Genomic DNA, 18,640 nt, shown 5'->3' on the forward strand with positions numbered 1-18,640 from the left:
ATGGAGGTGTTCGGGTTGAGTCTCGTGCTGCTCGGGGTGTTCGTGGGGTTCGGCCTGCTCGTCGGGGTCCTCTTCGGGTTCTTCGGGATGGGCGGGTCGTTCCTCGTGACCCCCGCGCTGCTCGTGATGGGGTATCCCTCGACGGTCGCGGTCGGGAGCGGGTTGGCGTTCGTCTTCGGGACGAGCGTGATCGGCGCGCTGCGGCACCGCGACCACGGGCAGGTGGACTACAAACTCGCTTCTATCATGATCGTCGCGATGACGCTCGGCATCGAGGCGGGCAAGAACGTGGTCTTCCTGCTGGAAGCGACCGGCGCGGCGGATCTGGTCATCAGCGCCGCCTACGTCGGCCTCCTCGGGGTCGTCGGCCTGTTCACGCTCCGCGACGCCCGGACGAACGACGGCGAGTCCAACCGGAGTGACGATGGAGCCAGCGGCGACCTCGCGGACCGCGTGCGCTCTATCCACCTCCCGCCGATGGTGACGCTCCGGGACGGCGGTCGGGTCTCGGCGGTCGTCGTGGTCGCGGTGGGACTGGCCGTCGGCGTCCTCTCGGGGTTCCTCGGCGTCGGCGGCGGGTTCCTCCTGATGCCCGCGATGATGTACGGCCTCGGAGTTCCGGCCGCCATCGCGGTCGGGACGGACATCCTCCAGATCACGGTCTCGGGGGCGTTCGGCGCGTTCACTTACGCGCGCGCCGGGGCGATCGCACTTCCCGTCGTCGGCGCACTGCTGACGGGAAGCGCGCTCGGCGCACGAGTCGGCGCGGCCGCGACCCAGTTCGTCGACGAGGCCGAGATCAAGGGGTACTTCGCGGCGATGCTCCTGGCAGGGAGTCTGGCTGTCGCGGCGAAGGAACTCGGCGCCACCTACGGGATTCCGGCGCTTACGACCGTGAGTACGGCCCTCATCTTCGGGTCGGCGTTCGTCGTCAGCGCCGCGATCCTCCTCGTGGCGGTCTGTGAGTTGCGGGCCGACCGGCGGACGGCGTGGTGTCGGTTCGTGATGCCGTAGCGTCGCGCAATATTGTACTGATTATGCAAACGTTTTTGTCGACTCGCCCCGTACATCGGCTAACCCATGCCCAACTCGATGAGCGAGATGCTCCGGAGCGACATGGAGTGTGAGGGGCTCCTGGAGTGTTTCCACGACCTGAAGGAACTCGACAAGGACGTCTTCGCACTCCTCCACGAACGCGGTGAGGGCCTCACCGTCGACGAGATCGCGGACGCGATCGACCGGGAGCGTTCGACCGCCTACCGGTCGGTCCAGCGGTTGATGCAAGCGGGGTTCATCCAGAAGGAACAGGTCAACTACGACCAGGGCGGCTACTACCACGTCTACCACCCACGCGACGCCGAGGATATCTCCCGGGAGATGCAGCGGATGCTCAACGACTGGTACGCGAAGATGGGTCAGCTCATCGGCGAGTTCGGCGAGAAGTACGACGAGGCGTCCGCTCCCTCGGCGCCGGCCGAGGGCTGAGCGCCAGGACGGCCAGCCATCGTCACACGGTTCGTCCCACGGCCTTCGTTCTGTAACCCTCTTTCATGCATTCATATCACAATTCTCTTACCCCTCGTCGGTGGTTCGGAGTCCGTCTCTGGTTTCGTAGTCGGCACAGTCGGGCGATAGCTCCCGCTACTGCTATCTGAGAGACCAGTTATCCCAGCCGAGTCTGGTTCGCCCGTTGGGTTTAAGGCCGTGTGTTGTATAGTATTGGATGTAATGTCCAATACAGTCTACGACCCGTCGACCGTCGCCGAGCGCGTCTTCGACGACGACGCCGAGGACCTGTACGTCCTCGACGTGCGCAACGAGGATGACTACGACGAGTGGCAGATTCCCGGGAGCACGAATCTCCCGATATACGACGAACTCCTCGAATCGAACTTCTCGACGCTCGAGGATCACCTCGACGACCTGCCGAAGGACGAGGAGATCGCCGTCGTCTGTGTCGCCGGTGTCACGTCCGCGCGTGCCGCGGAGTTCCTCCGCGAACGCGGGTTCGACGCCGAGTCGATCGACGACGGGATGAACGGCTGGGGACGCGTCCACCAGCAGTACGGCCTCGACGACGTGGATGGGGTCGTACAGGTGGTCCGACCCGGGACGGGTTGTGTGTCGTATCTCGTTCACGACGGCGGCGAGGCGGTCGTGGTCGACCCCTCGCAGTACATCGACGAGTACCTCAACGCCGCCGACGAGCATGACCTGGAGATCGTCGGCGTCGCCGACACCCACGCGCACGCCGACCACGTCTCGGGGGCGCGTCGACTCGCGGGCGAACTCGACGTGCCGTACTACCTCCACGGCGACGACGCGGGGGAGCTCGACGAGGTGACGGAACTTGAGGACGGCGACGACATCGAGGTGGGAACCCGCGAACTCGACGTGCTCCACACGCCGGGGCACACCCCCGGGAGCGTCTCGTTCGCGTACGGCGACGCGCTCCTCTCGGGGGACACGCTGTTCCTCCGGAGCGTCGGACGGCCAGACCTGGAGGACAGCGACGAGGACGCGGTTCGGGAAGCGGCGAGCCAACTGTTCGACAGCCTCGAACGGCTCACCGACCGCGACGGGGAAGCGGTCGTCCTCCCCGGTCACTTCGACGACGAGGAGGTCCGTCCGCTCGCCACGCGACTCGAAGCGCTTCGCGAGGAGGCGACGAACGAGCTGCTGAGCTACGTCGCCGACGGCGACGAGGAGTCGTTCGTCGAGACCATCGTCGAGAGCCTTGCGGACGAACCCGCCAACTACAACGAGATCAAGCAGATCAACTGGGGCAAGCAGCAGCCCGGTGGCGACGTCGAGGACCTCGAACTGGGGCCGAACAACTGCGCGGCGAACTAAACGCCGGCTGAGGTAGCGTTCTTTCATGTCGCGCGCACAGGGAATTCGACGGAACCGGGCGCAGTTCGCGCTCCAGCTCGCAACCGTCTTCGCCGTCGGGCTCACCATCGGCGCGGAGCGAAACGTCGTTCCGCTCGTCGGCCGGGACGTCCTCGGCGTCGAGTCGCTGCTCGTCGTCGGGTCGTTCGTGGTGAGCTTCGGGTTCGTCAAGGCGCTGCTCAACCTCTACGGCGGCAAGTGGTCAGAGGCCTACGGCCGGAAGCCGATTCTCGTCGCCGGCTGGCTCGTCGCGCTCCCGATTCCCCTGGTCCTCATCTACGCGCCGAACTGGTGGTGGATCACCGTCGGCAACGTGCTGCTGGGGGTCAACCAGGGGCTGGCGTGGAGCATGAGCGTCAACGCGAAGATCGACCTCGCGGGGAGCGACGCCCGCGGCCTCGCCGTCGGCCTCGACGAGGCGTTCGGGTACGGCGGGGTCGCGCTCGGTGCGTGGGTCACGGGCGTCATCGCCGCCCGGTACGGGCTCCGACCGGCGCCGTTCTACTTTCTTGCGGGTGTTATCGTCCTCGCGCTCGTCGTGGCGGTCCTGTTCGTCGACGAGACGCTCCCGTACGCACGCGCCGAGGCCGACGACGGAACGGACGACGCCGACGCCGACCTGCCGTTCGTGGAGGTACTCGAGCGCGCGACGTGGGGTGACCGAACGCTGTTCGCGGCGGCGCAGGCGGGGAGCGTCGAGAAGTTCGTCGACGCACTCGTCTGGATCGCCTACCCGCTGTACCTCACGGCCGCGGGCCTGTCGGTCGCACAGGTCGGGGTGGTCGTCGGCGTCTACGGCGGCGTCTGGGGCGTCCTCCAACTGTACACCGGAAAGCTCGCCGACGATATCGGTCGCCGACCGCCCGTCGTCGCCGGGATGTTCGTCGCCGGCGGCGGCGTCCTCGCGACGGTGCTGGTACACGACTACTGGTCGTGGACCCTGACGGCGGGGGCGACGGGCGTCGGGATGGCGTTGCTCTACCCGAACCTGATCACGGTCGTCGGGGACGCCGCGCACCCGTCGTGGCGCGCGACCGGTCTCGGCGTCTATCGGATGTGGCGCGACGCGGGATACGGGTTCGGCGCGATCCTGATCGGCGTGACGGCGGACCTGGTGTCGATCGAGGCGGCGTTCTACGGCGTCGCCGCCGCGATGTTCGTATCGGGCGCTGTCACGCTGGTCTGGATGCGTGAGACCCATCCCGAGCGACCGGACGCACGGCCCGCCGAGTCGGATCCGGAGCTTTCGGGCGACGATTGACCACACCGGTCGAGGACAGATATTTGTAATAGTGGGACAACGACACAAGACAGAATGGACGGACCGGACTCGCTCACGACTCGGCGGGCGGCACTCGGGGGGCTCGGAGCGATCGCTGCGGGTGGTGGGGTGGTGTACGGCGCTTCCACGCTCGAATCGGACGAGGGGGTGAGAGCGGCGGCGCCACTGCACAGTAGTACGGAGACGACGGGATTCGGTATCGACCTGACGGGACATCCGATCATGGGCGCGATGGACGCTCCGGTCGACGTCTACTACTGGAGCGACTACCAGTGTCCGTTCTGCCGGCGGTTCGAACGGAACGCGTTTCCCAGACTCATCGGAAACGAGGTTCAGGCGGGCATCACTCGCGTCGTCTTCATCGAGTACCCGTACATCGGGGCGGACTCGATGACCGCCGCGGTGATGGACCGATGCGTCTGGCGGCAAGTCCGTGAGTCGGACCCGCAGGCGTACTGGCGCTGGCACGCGACGCTGTACGACGAACAGGGGAAGGAGCGCTCGGGGTGGGCGACGAGAGCGAACCTCCTCGAGCTAACACGGGACGTCGACGGGGTCGACGCGTCCGCCGTCGGCGACTGCGTATCGGCGCGGCGGAGCGACATCGAGGCCGCGATCGACGACGACGTGGACCGAGCGTCGGAACTCGGGGTCCGTGGGACGCCGGCGTTCGTCCTCTACAACCGCGACGCGGACGCAGCGGGAAAGATCGTCGGCGCACAGCCGTACGACCGCTTTTCGGAGGCGGTCACGCGCGTTCGAAACGCATGACCGGGTTCGTGAGCGAACGGGACGTCGAACGGCTGCTCGCGGCGTTCGGCTATCCACTGACGACGCTTCCGCGAACGGTCGCACTGCTACTGTTCTCCGTGGGGACGTACCTGCTCCTCGTGTTGAGCACCTTCCCCGGGTACTCGGTACAGATGCTCGGTGCCGGCGTGGGGTACGCAGACGACGCGGTACTCGCGCTGACGGCGAACACGTACGCGACGGTCGGCGGAGTCGGTCTCGGGTTGATCGTCGCCTACGCGATGGTGACGGGTGTCGCGCTCACGAACACGATGGGACGGCTCCGGTACGTCGGGATGTCGGGAACCCGGGGGCTGTCGAGTCTGGTCCCGGGACTCCTCGCGTCCGGTTGTGCGAGTTGCGGGGCCGGTATCCTGGGGCTGCTCGGGTTCGCGGGCGCGTTGGCCCTCCTCCCGTTCGAGGGGAATCTCCTGCGGGCGGCCGCCCTGCTCCTCCTCGTCTACTATCTCGCGCGAGCGGGCGATCCGCGTTCGTGTTCGCTCACTTCGGCGGGAGAGACGAACTGAGACGAACGAGGAGAGGGCTCGGTGAACCCTACTGACCGGGGTCCATCCGGCCGAGCGAGTGAGCGAGTAGCGGCGAGTCCGAGTTCGCACACTCCTCGTGACCTCAGACACCGGCGTCGTCACCCGCGCGCTCGACGCCCGCGGGGAGACCACCGATCTCCCACTCGACCGCGTGTCCGGTCTCCCGTCGGTGGTCGTTCAACGCTTCGCGTGCTCCCCGCAGCGACTCGAAGGTCGACGTGTAGACGCACTCCGAGCATCGGACGGTCGTTACCATCTCGAACGGCTCTTCGGTCTCGACGGGGTAAATCGTATCCCTCGTCATCGGGGGGGGTCGAAGTCGATGGGGGGAGAGTAGTGGACCGCACCCGGGTCAGCTACCGGCGAGCCGACGCCAGTATTGAACGATTCGAACAAAACCGTTATTAGGTTCCCTCCCGTACTCCGAGACGATGGGCGAGCGAGAGGAGATACGGCGGCGGAAAGCCGAAGAACTCAGAGAGAAGTTAGGCGAGAGAGCAGCGGACGAGGGCACCGAACCCGTTCGGACCGAACCCGTCCACGTCGAGAGCACGACGCATCTTCACGAACTCGTCTCCGAGGGCGGGGTCGTGCTCGTGGACTTCTACGCCGACTGGTGTGGTCCCTGCAAGATGCTCGAGCCGATCGTCGCCGACGTCGCCGCCGAGACGACGGCGACAGTCGCCAAGGTGGACGTGGACACTCAGCAGGAACTCGCACGACAGTACCGGGTCCAGGGCGTTCCCACGATGTCGGTGTTCGCCGACGGTGAGCGAGTCGAACACATGGTGGGCGTCCGTCAGAAAGACCAACTGGTCTCGTTGCTCGAGCAGTACGCCTGAACTCTTCTGGCGTACTCCGAGCATCCGTTCGACGGCGTCGCTAGAATCGCTGCTGTCCTGTATTGTATTGTGTAGTCAATACTGTCTACCTTTGCTCGCTCGTCATCTCTTCTGGAAGCGGCAGGCAGGAGACCAGAATACGAGCCCCGAGAACGATGGCTCGCGCCGAAGCGTCCTGCGTGTCAGCCAGCGAACACCGAACTACGAACTGGAAGACGCGTCCGCCCATACGAGTGGGAGTCGTGCGTACACGTCCGCGTTCCCGGCGAGTGCATCGACGGTCGTGTACTCGTCGACTGCGTGGACCGTGTCGGTTCCGAACGCGAACTCCACGGTGGGAATCCCGGCGTTTCGGAGACGCTTCGCGTCGCCACCGCCGGTCGCGCTTCGGCGGTAGACACGTTTCCCTGCCACGTCCTCGGCGGCCGACGCGACCGCCTCTACCAGCGGACCGTCGACCGGTTCCGCGGTTCCGACGCTCCAAGCGACGTCAGCTATCGTGATTCCCTCGCAGTCCGCGACACAGTCCCGGACCTTCGAGAGAACTGCCGGCGTCTGAACCCCCGCCGTCAGACGAATATCGACCTCCGCGCGGGCGGACTGCGGGACGGTGTTGATCGCCTCACCCCCCTCGAGGACGCCGAGATTGATCGAGGGGTATCGAAACAGGTCGCGAGCGGTCTCCGCGCCCATAGTCGGCGTGTAGTACTCGACCGACTCCTCAACGATCACAGCCATCGCGGGGTCAACGTCGAGTTCGGTGGTTCCGAAGCGCTCGCGTATCGTCTCGATGGCGCCGTAGAGCCGGTCGATAGCGTTCTCGCCAAGCATGGGTCGAGAACCGTGTGCGGCCTTCCCGGTCGCCGCGAGCGTCAGCCAGATGCTCCCCCGGTCGGCCACCGTCACGGAGTGGTGCCCCTCCTCGCACGTCTGCTCGCCGATGACGCAGGCGTCGGCCTCGAGGCGGCCGGCGTCTAACAGGGCGGACAGGCCCGCGTCGCCGTCGATTTCCTCGTCGCTGACGAACGCGAACAGGAGGTTCACCGGCGGCGACGTTCCGGTTTCCGCGTACGCCGAGAGGGCGACCAGCATCGCCGCGACCGCGCCCTTCATGTCGGTCGCGCCGCGACCGTAGATGCGGTCGTCGACGCGTTCCCCGAGCGGGTCGTGCGACCACTCGTCCGCGTCGTACGGTACCGTGTCGAGGTGCCCGTTGAACAGCAGCGTCCGGTCACTCTCGCCGGGGACCGTCGCGAGGAGGTTCGGCTTCGCCGGATCGACCACGAACCGCTCGGTCGAGATGTCCGTCGGCTCCAGTCTCGCCTCGATGAAATCGACAATCTCGCGCGTGCCGCCGGGCGGGTTCGACGTGTCGAACGATACCAGATCGAGCGTCAACGCTACCAGCTCTGATCGCCGCGTCGAGACGTCGATGGGGGTATCCACGGTCATTCGAGTTCCCCGGCGAGCACCTTGGCGGCCGTGAGAATCGGGTCCCAGACGGGACTGAACGGCGGTGCGTAGGCGAGGTCCGCGTTCTGTAGTTCGACCACGGTCGTGCCGGCGTGTAAGGCCGTCGCGACCGTGTCGATGCGCTTGGCCCCCTCCTCGCCGACCACGCTACCTCCAAGCAAGGCGCCCGAGTCCCGGTCCGCGACGAGCGTGACCGTGATCTCCTCGCTCCCAGGATAGTAGTGGGAGCGAGTGACGTCGGTGATCGTGACCGAGACGGGGTCAAAGCCGGCCCCGCGGGCGCGCTCCTCGTCGAGGAGCCCCGTCCTGGCAGCACCCAGGTCGAAGGCCTTCACGATGGCAGTGCCCGCGATGTCCCCCACGGGAGTTGGTGTTCCCGCGACCGTCTGTCCGATCGCACGACCGGCGCGGTTGGCCGTCAGTGCCAGTGGGACGTGGTCGGGCTCGCCCGTAACGACGTGCCGCGCTTCTGCACAGTCGCCCGCCGCGTAGACGTTCTCGTAGTTCGTGCTTCCGTACTCGTCGGTTGCGATGGCACCGGTCGGACCGAGTTCGATTCCAGCTTCCTCGGCGAGCGAGACGTTGGGCGTGACGCCGACGCCGACAACGACGATGTCCGCCGGAGCGAACTCGCCGTCCTCGAGGACGACGCGCTCGACGGAGCCGTCGCCCTCGAACCCAGAAACAGGGGTGTCGAGGTGTACCTCGACATCCTGCTCGCGGAGGTGGTCCTCGACGACCTCGGCGACTGCCTCGCCGAACGGTTGCAGCACGTGGGGAAGCATCTCGTAGAGGGCGACGTCGACGCCGCGGGCCGACAGCGCCTCCGCCATCTCGATGCCCACGTACCCGCCACCGACGATCGCGGCCGCCTCCGGCGACTGCTGGCTGACGTACCGCTCGATTTCGCCTGCCTCGTCCATGTCGTGGATGGTGAACACGCCGTCGAGGTCCGTTCCGTCGAACGGCGGAAGGATAGCGCTCGCTCCGGTCGCCACGAGGAGGTAGTCGTACGGCTGTTCGAATGTCTCGCCGTCGCCCTCTACCGTGACCGTCTCGTTCTCGGGGTCGATACCGACGGCCTCGTGGCCCGTTCGCAGGTCGATGTCGCGCTCCTCCCGGAACCGCTCCGGTGGTATGGCGACGAGATCCGCCAACTGGTCGACCTCGCCCTTCACGTAGTATGGCATCCCACAGGCGGCGTAGGACACCCACGCTCCCTTCTCGAAGACGATAACTCCCACATCTGGGTCTTCTCGCTTGGCTTTACTTGCAGCACTCATTCCAGCTGCGTCGCCGCCGACTACGATGAACGTCTCGCCCATATCGATGTATTCCGTGATGACTGCTAAAGTGTAGCGTCGATTCCTCTCTCGTGAAACCCACCTTCACAGCTCTTCGAATCGACTCTTCATCCTCGAGAGACACACTAGGGGGGCGGGGAGATGAGACGAACCTCGGGCTATTTAACTAGTTGTCCCTGTTGAAATCATTCGTAGGGGATAGGTTTCAGTGGTCCTGCTGAATAGAGGGCGCGTATCTTGCAGACGTGGTCGTCTCGAAACCCCTGCGAACGCTGCGGGCGAAGTTCTCACGGCATCTCTTTCACCACTGTGGTAGTTCGACGGGTGTGTGCGAGATACGGAGGCTGGGTTCAGCAACGACAACAGATATCGTGATTCCAACAACGTTGACCACGAATCCCCAAAATTCTCCCATCCGAGATCCGTGTTCGAGGTTATCTTAGAGGGTGTAGCGCTCGCTGTAGGTGTCGATGTCGGCCTTCGTGAATTCTCCGTCACCGTTGAAGTCGAGCGCAGCGGCTTGCGCGTCTGCGAGCTGAATCTGTCCCTTCCGGTAGGCATTCTCGAGTTGCGTCAACCTCGAGAGGTCCTGACCGTCGACGTCACCATCGCCGTCGAGGTCCTCGGTGAGACAGTCGCCATCCTGGTCTTCTGGAGTGACCACCGTTCCATTCGGCAGGACGATCGGTTCCGAGAACACCGGTCCGAACACGTACGCAGACCCCGCGTCACTGGCAGCGTCGTCGACTCCGGGGGCCCCAAGAAGGGCCGTGGACCCATCCCCGCTCACTGACACTGCCTGACCGAATATATCGTTGGCTGTGGCATCGCTGGCGGTGAGTTTGATCTCGGTGGGAGGTGTTTGGGTCAAGTCGTAGACGTACGCTGATCCCGAGTGGACTCCAGCATCACTATTCCCAAAAGCCCCGACGAGCGCCGTGGTGCCGTCCTCACTCACCGACACTGCGAAGCCAAAGTTATCGCTGTCGGCGCCATCTCTGGCAGTAAGTTTGGTTTCCGTCGGAGGGTTCTGTGTCAGGTCGTAGACGTACGCCGATCTCGAGACGACGCCAGCGGGTTCGTCGGCGAACGCCCCGACGAGCGCCGTAGTGCCGTCTCCACTTATCGACACCGCGAAGCTAAAGGCATCGGGATCGCCGGCGACGTCGTCGCTGGCAGTGAGTACGGTTTCAGTCGGAGGGGATTGGGTGAGGTCGTAAACGTACGCTTTGTCATTCCCACGCGTTCCGACTATTGCAGTAGTATCGTCTTCACTCACCGATACTGACCAGCCGTAGAAGTCAGCAGATGCGGCGTCGCTAGCAGTGAGTTTGGTCTCGGTCGGAGGGGTCTGTGTGAGGTCGTAGACGTACGCCGCCCGCGTTACTATCCGCGCCGTCGTCTCCGTAGGCCCCAATGAGGGCCGCGGTCCCGTCTCCGTTGACCGACACCGCTTGACCGAACTGATCGTTGGCCGCGGCGTCGCTGGCAATGAGTTTTAGTCGTTCGGTCCATTCACATTCGGTCTGTGCAGCGACCGGGAGCGCTACACCTCCAAGCGCGCTGCCACTGAAGCCGAGCAACGCTACGGTCCTCATTACGGTCCGACGGTCTAGGCTCCATGCCCTCGCTGGCGGTACCTCGGTGTCTATCTCTGCGTCGTTGGCCGTCGTCTGCCTCGTCCCAGTCGGTTGTTTTTCGGGTTTCCTTTTATTCATTGTTTTGTACTCTCACCCCCCAGCTCTTTCGAACAGTGCGATCGAAGATGATGACAGGAATATATATATGTCACATTATCTGGCCACAGATATACAAGGAGAACCTCTCTAAGGAGCCAGAGAACTGTCAACTACTCTCGACCTACACTAACAGTAATAGTGGCTCTGTTGAAGCCCTCGGAGAGTTACAGGTTCGCCCGGTAGTGGGTCTGAATGCAGGCCCTCCCAAAGTCACGGTTGCTCCGGTTTGGTGAGCAAGGGTTTCACTTGGCTCGTCGAACTGTCGCTCGTTACTCCTCGAAGTTCTCGAAACGGCGGTACACACTTCACCAGCACGTCGTCTTACTCTGTCTTAAGCTACGGGATAATACGACGTACCGGATGCTTCTCGACGAGCTTATCGAGATGCCGCGGATTCAGAGGGCCGTCGACCTTGAAGAACTTCCGTCTCCCTCGACGTTGTGTGAACCGGTTCGAGATGGCTGTGTGGCGCGTCCTTCTCAACCTCTCGGTTCCACTCTTCCGCCCAACGGCGTCGTCGGCATCAACGCCTCCGGTTTCGACCGCAATCACACCTCGAACCACTACACGAAGCGAACAAAACTGCCGACCCAGCAGTTGAAAGTCACACTTCTCGTCGACACGAGCGCGAATGCTATCCTCGATTTACACGTTACGACGACAAGAAAACACGACTCGCGGATCGCGCCGTCACTCATCAAGCAGAATACCGACGAAGTGTCGACTCTCCTCGGAGACGAACGGTATGACGACCAGAGGGTCCCACGTCAGCCCGGAGAAGGGCACTATACGCTAATTCAACCACTAATGACATCTAACTAATCTGTTTAAATCCAACAGAGCCAACTGGTTGAGTTCGATCAGTCCATCAATCGGACATCGCCGAAGATGGCTGTCCCGTTGATGATTAGATCCGGCTCACCAGTCGGGTGCGACCGTCGGAGATCACGGATAGTCCCGAAGATGGATGTCGATTCGACGACGACGACCCACTCGTCGGGGACGACGATCTCGGCATCTCCGAAGATCGCGACCGCCTCGACAGTACTCGGCACGGAGATGTCTACGCCCCGGAGGTCGAGTCGGGCATCCTCAAATACTGCGGTAATGCCACTCCCGTCGGTCGTTCCGTTCTCTGTGATGACGATGTTGGAGCTCAGGATACCGGGGTGGCGGCGTCTCCGAAGGAGCGACGCGCCGAACAGTACGACCAAGACAGGCCAGAACTGCCGCGCTTCGGCGCCGGTCAGGACGCCGAACTCGACGAACAGCCAGCCGGTCCCGACGAGGAGGAACGTCCCTGGCCAGAACAGGTGACGGGCGCGTTCGCTCACGAGTCGGTAGCCACCGTAGACGACGAGTGCGCCAGCGAGGAACACTTCGAAGCCGTCGACGGCGACTACGCGGGTGGTGTCGGCGAGGAGGACGAGTCCGAGCACGACGACCAACCCGCCGAGGAGCCGGCGTGTTCGGGGGGGACGAGAGGTGGTAACGGATCGCGTATTGCTCATGGGAATGCTCCGGTGAGCCCGCTCGAAAAGCGGGAAGTCACGTGAGAATACGATCTACTCGTGAGATATTAAAGCGGGCCGTGAAAGACGCTAACACCGTTCTCTCAGTTCTCCCCCTCCCCGGGGGATCATATGATATCGGTGTCGTCATCTCCCCAGACTGTGCTCTCGTTCCTCATACTGTACGGCACCGGCGAAGGCAGACGGCTACAGTAGCGTCTCGTATCGCGGAGGGACTCACGGACCCGGGCACAACGTGACGACAGTAAACGCCGACGAACTCCCGTCGGTTCTCGACGTCGAAGAGTACGACGCTGTTCTGGTCGGCGCGTCAATCCACGGCGGGAAAACACCAGCCAGTGGTTGGAGACTTCCTCACGGACAATCGAGATTCAAGAGTCCAGTAGATGACGCCGAGAATCCCCCCGGTAGCTGCGCCGCTGGCGGCTCGCTTCCCCGATCTCGTTTCGTCTGGTTGGCCCGACTCCACGATCGCTACGTCGCCGACTCGGTCCCGGGGGAACGAGAGCTGTCCGCCTAAATAGAAGGGGGGTGGGACGAACGCCGAACGAGTCGGATTTGGTCACGACTTTCGATTCATGTCTCCGGATGCCCTACGACAGAGAACGTCGAAATAGAACCTACCGCTTTCTCTCCCGTGAGGAAGCGTCACTCATGTTTGGCCGTCGAGTCGAAATGTTCACATGTACATACGGTCCTCGGGATAATCGTGACTCGTGGACGACTCCTGGTCGGCGAGCGTGGCCATCCGTTCGGCTAACTGTTCGTAGTACTCCTTGAGCTGTTCGCCCAGTTGCCGGAGTTCGCTCTCGTCGATTTCGAACCCGTATATCGTTTCGAGGGCAGCGAGAAGCTTCAACGACGCTTCGATGTCGGGTCCCGGCGGGTGAGTCGGCGTGATGAGTACGCCGGTTTCCGGTGCCGTCTCGTCGAGGCTCTTCATCACGACTTCCCCGACGACACCGTCGAGAACGCCGCCCTTCAACGGTTGATACGGTGTGTTCGTGAGCCGCCTCTCACGGTATCCCGGTGTCGCGACGTGGAACACCTCGTGCTCGTCCGGCCCGTGGGGAAAGGGGATTCCGTGGAGGGCGATGATCTCGTCAATCTCGTGTTGGGCGGTCCACTCGAGGAGCGCGTCGGCGTACGACCGACCGGCCCACGCCGGCACGAACAGTTCGCCGCCGAGTACCGTCAGTCCGAGACCCTCGAGCGCGTACAACCGGCTGTGGTGTCGCGGGACGCCGTCCTCGAACGGGGTAATCGCTGGGAGGTCCGACGGGGCGATGTGACCGATCTGGGTCCCGTTACGATGACGAACGAGGTAATCGGCGGCCGTAACCCCGGCCATACCGAGGTGGGAGTGGCTGAGAACGAGCGGGTTAGTGGGGTCACTATCCGCCGATACGTTGATCTCGAACGAGGTATCACGTACCATGCATTCTCCCAGTCGGTCGGAGAGATAGTAATCGTTCGTATCGCCACACTTCACCGCTATCGATACGAAACATGCCTTACTAGCTTCTCCTCAACTCGGAATCACCCACATCTTATTTTACGCAAGCGACGATTGGTTAGAGTAGAGAGACCCTCTCGGCCTGGCATCGGAGGTGTGAATATCGCTCTCGTTCGATTCACTACCGAAATCGTCGTTGGAAGCATACTGAGTAGTTCTGATTTCGCCCTGTGTCCCCCCCTCTTACCCTCATAACAAGACAATTACAAATATTCTCGAACCGAATTCACCTCCATGGCTAGCCTGATGCCGAAGAGTGCACGCGAGTGGGTCGCGTGGTTGAGCCCCGCAGCACTGATCCTAGTTGGTGCGATATTCCTGTTCATCCCACTTCCGCCGACGTCGATGATTGGAATCGCACTCGTCCTCCTCGGGGTCGTCCTCTGGGTCGTCGACTACTTCGGCGGGGAACGTGAAGAGAGAGGCCGTACCGCTTGAGAGGAGAATAGAGAGACGTGAATCAGTCGATATTACGTTTGCGTGAAATCCCACGATGCCAGAATGTAAAGAGTGTGGTCGTTTCGTAACTCGGGACTTCGTCCGAGTGTTCGGAACCAACGAGCGTGAAGTGTTCGGGTGCCCCGAGTGTATCGGGTTCAGTGGTCTCAATCGCGGTGAGGCGGCGAGTCCGAACGGGTGACGACGGTTGTATCAGTCGCGACTGCTCCGATTGATTCCACTCAACGTACCACTTCGCGAGTGACTGTCGATTATCGGGTCGGCTGGTGGGGAAAGAGTAACTTCATCCGCCGTTCGCTCGATCAATCGGTATGTCGATTCAGTTGAGGACTAAGGAGCGCGTCGATGTCGTGGACGTGACGGAGAACGTGGGTAAATCGATCCCCAGTGCGTTCGAACGGGGTCTCTGTACAGTATTCGTCCCCCATACGACGGCAGGTGTCGTCGTCAACGAACACGAGACTCGACTCTTAGCCGATCTCGAACGGGCGCTCGAACGACTCGTCGCCGAGAACGGGAAGTACGAACACGATACGATCGACGACAACGCGGATGCCCACCTCCGTTCGATGCTCCTCGGCGAGAGCGTGTCGGTTCCGGTCGTAGACGGTGACCTCGCTCTCGGGACGTGGCAGTCCGTCCTCTTCGTGGAGTGCGATGGACCGCGGACGAGGTCGGTGAAGGTAGCGCTCACGTCGGAGTAGCGTAGATGGACGCCTCTCGGACTGAGCAGGCCTCATCCCTGTTCGGAACGACGATAACCGACGGCCGACCGCTGGAGTTAGATTCCCGTGAACGAAACCCGGTGGCCGAAGCTTCGAGCTAAAGTTCTTCTAGTTGACCACAACGGAACCGTGACTCGCGAGAACGATTGCGTACCCAACCATAACGTAACCGAGAACGAACGCTCAATCATCTAGTCGGCAGATTTATGTGTAGATGTCTGAACGATGCGACTAGAATGGCCCGAGAGAACAGATTCACGCGGCGGACTGCACTCCGGACGGGGGCGGCCGCGACCGGGTTGCTCGGCCTCGGTGTGGGAGTCGGAACGGCACAGTCGGACTCGGACGACGGCTGCTACTACCAGGTCGACTTCGTTGCGGGTGACCCGATTGGCGTGTTGGGTGAGACGCCCGACGCGTTCTACGGCAGACAGACCCGGCTCATCCAGTACGTCCACGGAGACGAAACGGGAGTCACTAGACGAGACACGTGGCTCAACTCGCTCGACTCCGAGGTCCGCGAGTGCGTCTCCGCCGACCCCATCGAGGTGGCTGGCGAAAACGCCTCGATCGAGTTCACGGTGGCGGACGGCTGTGGAGGAACGTTCTCGCTCGCTGTCTACGCCCTCCCAGAAGGAGAGTTCTCCTTCGACACCGAACAGGAACTCTTCGACGCAGTCACGGGCACGTTCGGCTCGGGCACCCACCGACTGAACGTCTCGCTTCCGTGCACGATTCCGTCGCCCCCGCTCGAAATGAGCCGGTTGATTCGAGACGATGCTCAACCGGGCGACGACTTCGGGTGGTCAGTCGATGCGTGGATGGAGCGTCTCGTCGTCGGAGCACCCTCAGCCGCACCCCAAGGGACGACAACTCTCCCTTCTCGGGAGCGGCGTACGTCTTCGACCGGTCGGACGGAGAGTGGACGCAATCGCAGACGTTCACCGGCCAGTCAACAGCTAGCAGCGGCCTCGGGTGGGACGTCTCCATAGCGGAGAACAGGTTGAGCGCGCTCGTCTCTGCCCCGGATGACGGATCGGTGTTCCTCTTCAGGTACGACTCCGAAACGAAGAGGTGGAACCAGCAAAACCAGTTCACGGGGGGCGAACGGGGTCAACGCTTCGGACACGCGGTCGATATACGGGGGGTTATCCGAGCTCCGATCTTGGACGGTGCGGAAGACGATGAAGCAACGGGAAGTGCCTACCTCTCCGGGCGAGCCCCGAAGGAGGTCGCCGCGAGCGGGACCAGGCAGTTCGGAATTTCCGTAGACTTCGCTGAGGACACAGCAGCTGCCATCGTGGGCGCGCCCGACGTGCGAGACGGGACCGGCGCAGCGTACATATTTTACGAGGATATCACTGAATTTATTCCTGAGACACCCACCGAGTACTATTGGACTATCGGTTACCCTGTCGTTCCGGATGACGAGTTGGACGAGGGCACTCGATTCGGCATCTCCGTCGGTATGAACCACCGTTACGCAGTCGTCGGAGCAGACGGCGGCGGTGATAGTTCACACGCTGGCGCAGCGTACGTGTTCCGCGGCAGAAGCCAGTGGAAGAAGCTCACGCCGGACGACGGCTTCGTCCGCGTCCGAGAGGAAACTATTGACTATCCCCTCATTTCTGTCCTCTCGGGTCAGGCAAACGTACCTCGTAGCAATAACGCGCATGCTATCCGCAGTACGTTTGATTTCTCTTTAGGAGTGCTATTGTTGAGTAATGGAGAACAACCCTCCCTCCGGCGGGCTTTACGAACGTACTGCTGTAATTCGAGGTTGCCGAGGTTAGCGTAGAGTTTGAGCAGTTAAGCCGGGTCGATACGTGGCGCTTCTCTGTCAGCCGCAAGGGAAGGGGACGCTCGTGGGAGAGGAGTTCGTGACGCCGACCTAAGAATATTTGATGGAGGGCTTCGTAGGCGGGAGTGGAGTTCAGACGATGGCAACTCGCAGCAATCCCTTCGAGGACATCGAACAGATGTTTGAGCGTATGAGCCGGCAGTTCGACGAAGCCGCCCGGAACTGGGACGCCAATGGGCCGTTCGCCGGGTGGGCGGAACGGGAGTCGATGGCGATTGACCTCGCGGAGCGCGACGACGAGTTCGTCGTCACTGTCGACCTCCCGGGATTCGAACGCGACGACGTGGACATCCGTGTCACCGATCACACGCTCCGAATCGAAGCCGAACGCGAACGATCGGTCGACGAAGAGGAGGAGAACTACCTCCGGCACGAGCGAGGGCACGAATCCGCTCGGCGGTCGATCCGGCTGCCGGACGAAGTCGACACCGACGCGGTCAGCGCGCGGATGACGAACGGCGTCCTGACCGTCACGCTCCCACGAACCGAGGCCGAAACCGCTCGAAAGATAGAGGTCGAATAGACTCGGCTCTCTCCGGAGGGCCGTCCTTCCGAACCCGATGCACGACCGACACGGAGTAGCACCGGTTACGCCATACTTCTTTACAGCGCGTCGACTCGACAGTGAGCGCTACTCCTCGTCCTCACTCTCGTTCTCGGGGGCAACTTATCGAGCTTCCCCTTGGGTGAGACTGGAGGCGCGCTCGGAGTACTCCCGGAGTGTGCCGTCGAGTCTCTCCCGTGTCGCCTCCTCGAGAGTTTCTCCTCCAAGATACCCCCCGACGGGGTCTCCGAGTGGTACTCACAGACCACCACGGGTCCGTCCTCTCCGAGCGGGTACTGCTCACGATTCCGTGCTCGTCAGTACCATCACTTGCGGCGCGTATCGACGTTGTTCCCCACCTCGTCGCCAAGGCCGGGGAAGAACCGGGAAGACAGACGAGTGACTATCGATTCGGTCACTCGAATGTTTGGGGACGAGGTGCCGTGGTCGTCTCTGAGACGTCCACTGAGGGTACTCTTAGCAAAGGAACGTCTCGAACCAGTCGCCTGCGAGATCCGCTACCTCCTCGAGTTCGCCGGCGCCCTCGAAGAGATGCCCCGCCCCCCGTACGACACGGAGTTCCTTCGTGCACGTGAGCTCCTCAAACCCCGCTCGGTTGAGCTGTAACACCCCAGTGTCGGCACCGCCGACGATGAACAGCGTCGCCGCCGTCACGTCCGGTAACCGCTCGGAGGCGAGGTCGACGCGTCCGCCGCGCGAGACGACGGCGGTGATGTCGTCACCGCGGTCCGCCGCCGTCCGTAACGCCGCCGCCGCTCCAGTACTCGATCCGAAGTAGCCGAGCGGCATCTCGTGTACGTCCTCGCGGCCGCGTAGCCAGTTGGTCGCACCCGACAACCGCTCGACGAGTAGGTCGACGTCGAATCGGGTCGCGTAGGTTTCGTCCTCGCGTTCGGTCAGTAGATCGAAGAGGAGCGTCCCGAGCCCGTGGTCGTGAAGCGCCTCCGCGACGAACGCGTTCCGCGGGCTCTTCCTGCTGCTGCCGCTGCCGTGAGCAAACACGACTAGTCCCTTCCCCGCTTCCGGAACAACGAGTTCGCCACCGAGTTCGACTCCGTCGACGGGGATCGCCACTGACTCCATCTCAGGTTCCATGACGATAGTAGGGCGGGA

General features: G+C 62.8%; 21 protein-coding genes and 1 pseudogene. 14 read left to right on the forward strand and 8 right to left on the reverse strand.

Going from position 1 to position 18,640, the window contains the following annotated elements; all coding sequences use genetic code 11:
• The 6 genes from AC6RUA_RS15710 (at nucleotide 1) to AC6RUA_RS15735 (ending at nucleotide 5,490) form a co-directional block, all read left to right on the forward strand.
• Nucleotides 1–1,014 (forward strand): sulfite exporter TauE/SafE family protein, encoded by a 1,014-nt coding sequence (locus tag AC6RUA_RS15710; RefSeq protein WP_499815693.1) that lies wholly within the window; start codon nucleotides 1–3, stop codon nucleotides 1,012–1,014.
• A 66-nt stretch (nucleotides 1,015–1,080) separates the two neighbouring features.
• On the forward strand, nucleotides 1,081–1,485 hold the full coding sequence (locus AC6RUA_RS15715; RefSeq protein WP_499815694.1) for a helix-turn-helix domain-containing protein: 405 nt from the start codon (nucleotides 1,081–1,083) through the stop codon (nucleotides 1,483–1,485).
• Nucleotides 1,486–1,728: 243 nt separating this feature from the next.
• Entirely contained in the window at nucleotides 1,729–2,853 is a 1,125-nt protein-coding gene (locus tag AC6RUA_RS15720) for an MBL fold metallo-hydrolase (RefSeq protein WP_499815695.1), read from the forward strand.
• A gap of 25 nt (nucleotides 2,854–2,878) precedes the next feature.
• Nucleotides 2,879–4,153 (forward strand): MFS transporter, encoded by a 1,275-nt coding sequence (locus tag AC6RUA_RS15725; RefSeq protein ID WP_499815696.1) that lies wholly within the window; start codon nucleotides 2,879–2,881, stop codon nucleotides 4,151–4,153.
• A 54-nt stretch (nucleotides 4,154–4,207) separates the two neighbouring features.
• Nucleotides 4,208–4,945: a DsbA family protein gene (locus tag AC6RUA_RS15730; protein ID WP_499815697.1), complete on the forward strand. Its 738-nt coding sequence runs from the start codon at nucleotides 4,208–4,210 to the stop codon at nucleotides 4,943–4,945.
• Complete coding sequence (locus tag AC6RUA_RS15735) at nucleotides 4,942–5,490, forward strand: hypothetical protein (protein ID WP_499815698.1); 549 nt, start codon at nucleotides 4,942–4,944, stop codon at nucleotides 5,488–5,490. The genes AC6RUA_RS15730 and AC6RUA_RS15735 overlap by 4 nt, the downstream gene beginning before the upstream one ends.
• Nucleotides 5,491–5,593: 103 nt before the next feature.
• Here the strand turns inward: AC6RUA_RS15735 and AC6RUA_RS15740 are convergent, their stop codons facing one another.
• Nucleotides 5,594–5,767 carry a DUF7542 family protein gene (locus AC6RUA_RS15740; RefSeq protein ID WP_499815699.1) on the reverse strand — a complete coding sequence of 58 codons (174 nt, stop codon included), beginning with the start codon at nucleotides 5,765–5,767 and terminating at the stop codon, nucleotides 5,594–5,596.
• Nucleotides 5,768–5,942: 175 nt separating this feature from the next.
• On the opposite strand from AC6RUA_RS15740, the gene trxA reads away from it, so the two are divergent.
• Nucleotides 5,943–6,353: a thioredoxin gene (gene trxA, locus AC6RUA_RS15745; protein ID WP_499815700.1), complete on the forward strand. Its 411-nt coding sequence runs from the start codon at nucleotides 5,943–5,945 to the stop codon at nucleotides 6,351–6,353.
• 201 nt (nucleotides 6,354–6,554) lie between these two features.
• On the opposite strand, the gene AC6RUA_RS15750 is transcribed toward trxA, so the two are convergent.
• The 4 genes from AC6RUA_RS15750 to AC6RUA_RS15765 form a co-directional block, all read right to left on the reverse strand.
• Nucleotides 6,555–7,805, reverse strand: a complete 1,251-nt coding sequence (locus tag AC6RUA_RS15750) for a M20 family metallopeptidase (RefSeq protein WP_499815701.1) — start codon at nucleotides 7,803–7,805, stop codon at nucleotides 6,555–6,557.
• Nucleotides 7,802–9,151 carry an FAD-dependent oxidoreductase gene (locus tag AC6RUA_RS15755; RefSeq protein WP_499815702.1) on the reverse strand — a complete coding sequence of 450 codons (1,350 nt, stop codon included), beginning with the start codon at nucleotides 9,149–9,151 and terminating at the stop codon, nucleotides 7,802–7,804. The genes AC6RUA_RS15750 and AC6RUA_RS15755 overlap by 4 nt, the downstream gene beginning before the upstream one ends.
• Nucleotides 9,152–9,569: 418 nt before the next feature.
• Complete coding sequence (locus AC6RUA_RS15760) at nucleotides 9,570–10,547, reverse strand: FG-GAP repeat protein (protein ID WP_499815703.1); 978 nt, start codon at nucleotides 10,545–10,547, stop codon at nucleotides 9,570–9,572.
• A complete protein-coding gene (locus tag AC6RUA_RS15765) occupies nucleotides 10,450–10,848 on the reverse strand; it encodes an FG-GAP repeat protein (RefSeq protein ID WP_499815704.1) in 399 nt (132 codons plus the stop codon). Before AC6RUA_RS15765 ends, AC6RUA_RS15760 begins: the two co-directional genes overlap by 98 nt.
• Nucleotides 10,849–11,061: 213 nt before the next feature.
• Here AC6RUA_RS15765 and AC6RUA_RS15770 point away from each other — a divergent pair.
• Nucleotides 11,062–11,637, forward strand: a pseudogene (locus tag AC6RUA_RS15770) (transposase); the annotation flags it as partial.
• 92 nt (nucleotides 11,638–11,729) lie between these two features.
• Here the strand turns inward: AC6RUA_RS15770 and AC6RUA_RS15775 are convergent.
• Nucleotides 11,730–12,380 (reverse strand): LiaF transmembrane domain-containing protein, encoded by a 651-nt coding sequence (locus AC6RUA_RS15775; protein WP_499815705.1) that lies wholly within the window; start codon nucleotides 12,378–12,380, stop codon nucleotides 11,730–11,732.
• Nucleotides 12,381–13,080: 700 nt separating this feature from the next.
• Nucleotides 13,081–13,752, reverse strand: a complete 672-nt coding sequence (locus AC6RUA_RS15780) for a proteasome assembly chaperone family protein (RefSeq protein WP_499815706.1) — start codon at nucleotides 13,750–13,752, stop codon at nucleotides 13,081–13,083.
• Between the two features lie 399 nt (nucleotides 13,753–14,151).
• Between AC6RUA_RS15780 and AC6RUA_RS15785 the strand changes: the two genes are divergently transcribed.
• From AC6RUA_RS15785 to AC6RUA_RS15810, 6 genes are all read left to right on the forward strand, one after another.
• A complete protein-coding gene (locus AC6RUA_RS15785) occupies nucleotides 14,152–14,355 on the forward strand; it encodes a hypothetical protein (RefSeq protein WP_499815707.1) in 204 nt (67 codons plus the stop codon).
• A gap of 55 nt (nucleotides 14,356–14,410) precedes the next feature.
• Nucleotides 14,411–14,557: a DUF7563 family protein gene (locus tag AC6RUA_RS15790; protein ID WP_499815708.1), complete on the forward strand. Its 147-nt coding sequence runs from the start codon at nucleotides 14,411–14,413 to the stop codon at nucleotides 14,555–14,557.
• Nucleotides 14,558–14,687: 130 nt separating this feature from the next.
• A complete protein-coding gene (locus AC6RUA_RS15795) occupies nucleotides 14,688–15,080 on the forward strand; it encodes a secondary thiamine-phosphate synthase enzyme YjbQ (protein WP_499815709.1) in 393 nt (130 codons plus the stop codon).
• A gap of 257 nt (nucleotides 15,081–15,337) precedes the next feature.
• Nucleotides 15,338–16,093 carry a hypothetical protein gene (locus AC6RUA_RS15800; protein WP_499815710.1) on the forward strand — a complete coding sequence of 252 codons (756 nt, stop codon included), beginning with the start codon at nucleotides 15,338–15,340 and terminating at the stop codon, nucleotides 16,091–16,093.
• A gap of 11 nt (nucleotides 16,094–16,104) precedes the next feature.
• Entirely contained in the window at nucleotides 16,105–16,899 is a 795-nt protein-coding gene (locus AC6RUA_RS15805) for a hypothetical protein (RefSeq protein WP_499815711.1), read from the forward strand.
• A gap of 142 nt (nucleotides 16,900–17,041) precedes the next feature.
• Nucleotides 17,042–17,485 (forward strand): Hsp20/alpha crystallin family protein, encoded by a 444-nt coding sequence (locus AC6RUA_RS15810; RefSeq protein WP_499815712.1) that lies wholly within the window; start codon nucleotides 17,042–17,044, stop codon nucleotides 17,483–17,485.
• A 498-nt stretch (nucleotides 17,486–17,983) separates the two neighbouring features.
• Here the strand turns inward: AC6RUA_RS15810 and AC6RUA_RS15815 are convergent, their stop codons facing one another.
• Nucleotides 17,984–18,610 carry a dienelactone hydrolase family protein gene (locus tag AC6RUA_RS15815; protein WP_499815713.1) on the reverse strand — a complete coding sequence of 209 codons (627 nt, stop codon included), beginning with the start codon at nucleotides 18,608–18,610 and terminating at the stop codon, nucleotides 17,984–17,986.
• Nucleotides 18,611–18,640 lie beyond the last annotated feature (30 nt).

It is taken from the genome of Halorarum sp. SLYT50 (genome assembly GCF_059821265.1).

Bases quoted from the DNA above. Each gene is read 5' to 3' on its own strand.
- AC6RUA_RS15710 (WP_499815693.1), top strand. From the start codon at position 1: ATGGAGGTGTTCGGGTTGAGTCTCGTGCTGCTCGGGGTGTTCGTGGGG.
- AC6RUA_RS15715 (WP_499815694.1), top strand. From the start codon at position 1,081: ATGCCCAACTCGATGAGCGAGATGCTCCGGAGCGACATGGAGTGTGAG.
- AC6RUA_RS15720 (WP_499815695.1), top strand. From the start codon at position 1,729: ATGTCCAATACAGTCTACGACCCGTCGACCGTCGCCGAGCGCGTCTTC.
- AC6RUA_RS15725 (WP_499815696.1), top strand. From the start codon at position 2,879: ATGTCGCGCGCACAGGGAATTCGACGGAACCGGGCGCAGTTCGCGCTC.
- AC6RUA_RS15730 (WP_499815697.1), top strand. From the start codon at position 4,208: ATGGACGGACCGGACTCGCTCACGACTCGGCGGGCGGCACTCGGGGGG.
- AC6RUA_RS15735 (WP_499815698.1), top strand. From the start codon at position 4,942: ATGACCGGGTTCGTGAGCGAACGGGACGTCGAACGGCTGCTCGCGGCG.
- AC6RUA_RS15740 (WP_499815699.1), bottom strand. From the start codon at position 5,767: ATGGTAACGACCGTCCGATGCTCGGAGTGCGTCTACACGTCGACCTTC.
- trxA (WP_499815700.1), top strand. From the start codon at position 5,943: ATGGGCGAGCGAGAGGAGATACGGCGGCGGAAAGCCGAAGAACTCAGA.
- AC6RUA_RS15750 (WP_499815701.1), bottom strand. From the start codon at position 7,805: ATGACCGTGGATACCCCCATCGACGTCTCGACGCGGCGATCAGAGCTG.
- AC6RUA_RS15755 (WP_499815702.1), bottom strand. From the start codon at position 9,151: ATGGGCGAGACGTTCATCGTAGTCGGCGGCGACGCAGCTGGAATGAGT.
- AC6RUA_RS15765 (WP_499815704.1), bottom strand. From the start codon at position 10,848: ATGAATAAAAGGAAACCCGAAAAACAACCGACTGGGACGAGGCAGACG.
- AC6RUA_RS15775 (WP_499815705.1), bottom strand. From the start codon at position 12,380: ATGAGCAATACGCGATCCGTTACCACCTCTCGTCCCCCCCGAACACGC.
- AC6RUA_RS15780 (WP_499815706.1), bottom strand. From the start codon at position 13,752: ATGGCCGGGGTTACGGCCGCCGATTACCTCGTTCGTCATCGTAACGGG.
- AC6RUA_RS15785 (WP_499815707.1), top strand. From the start codon at position 14,152: ATGGCTAGCCTGATGCCGAAGAGTGCACGCGAGTGGGTCGCGTGGTTG.
- AC6RUA_RS15790 (WP_499815708.1), top strand. From the start codon at position 14,411: ATGCCAGAATGTAAAGAGTGTGGTCGTTTCGTAACTCGGGACTTCGTC.
- AC6RUA_RS15795 (WP_499815709.1), top strand. From the start codon at position 14,688: ATGTCGATTCAGTTGAGGACTAAGGAGCGCGTCGATGTCGTGGACGTG.
- AC6RUA_RS15800 (WP_499815710.1), top strand. From the start codon at position 15,338: ATGGCCCGAGAGAACAGATTCACGCGGCGGACTGCACTCCGGACGGGG.
- AC6RUA_RS15810 (WP_499815712.1), top strand. From the start codon at position 17,042: ATGGCAACTCGCAGCAATCCCTTCGAGGACATCGAACAGATGTTTGAG.
- AC6RUA_RS15815 (WP_499815713.1), bottom strand. From the start codon at position 18,610: ATGGAGTCAGTGGCGATCCCCGTCGACGGAGTCGAACTCGGTGGCGAA.